Below are 479 nucleotides of genomic sequence, written 5' to 3'. Positions count from 1 at the left end.
CGGGGGGGCCGCGCGGGGGGCCCCCCCCCCCCGGGGGGGGGGGCGCGCCCCGGGGGGGGGGGGGCGCCCCCCCCGCGGGGGCGGGGGGGGGCCCCCCCCCCCCCCCCGCGGCCCGCGGTGGCAAGCTGGGGCGCAGACCCGAGCCTTCACCGAGGAGCCACCATGAGCGACTGGCAGCGGCCTTCCACCGGCGACCCGTCCGGCGAGTGCCTTGAGGTGCGGTTCGTCGACGGCGTCGTCGAGATCCGCGAGTCGGACGGGAGCGGCGTCGTCGTCCGCACCACTCCGGAGAAGTGGGAGGCCTTCCTCCTCGGCGTCCAGGCCGGGGAGTTCGACCACTTCGTGGCCGACGTCTGACGGTACGACGACGGCCGGTCGGGTGGCGGGCGCCCCCCGGGCGCCGGCCCCGGGGTGTAGGCTATTTTGCGTGCGCGGCGCGGGGGTGGGGGGGGGCGGCCGCCGGCGTAGCCCAAACGGGC

General features: G+C 80.4%; 1 protein-coding gene. It reads left to right on the top strand.

Features of this window, described 5'->3' with window-relative positions:
* Positions 1 to 162 precede the first annotated feature (162 nt).
* Positions 163 to 357, top strand: coding sequence for a DUF397 domain-containing protein (locus tag ACFV4F_RS39990; protein ID WP_380440691.1), 195 nt, complete (start codon positions 163 to 165; stop codon positions 355 to 357).
* The last annotated feature ends 122 nt before the right edge of the window (positions 358 to 479 follow it).

Origin of the sequence: Kitasatospora sp. NPDC059722 (assembly GCF_042733235.1) — a bacterium.
Classification (GTDB): domain Bacteria; phylum Actinomycetota; class Actinomycetes; order Streptomycetales; family Streptomycetaceae; genus Kitasatospora.
The sequence above is the reverse complement of the archived record's forward strand: the minus strand, read 5'-3'. Positions and strand labels throughout refer to the sequence as shown.

Coding starts and splice junctions, on each gene's coding strand:
- ACFV4F_RS39990 (WP_380440691.1), top strand. CDS start 163: ATGAGCGACTGGCAGCGGCCTTCCACCGGCGACCCGTCCGGCGAGTGC.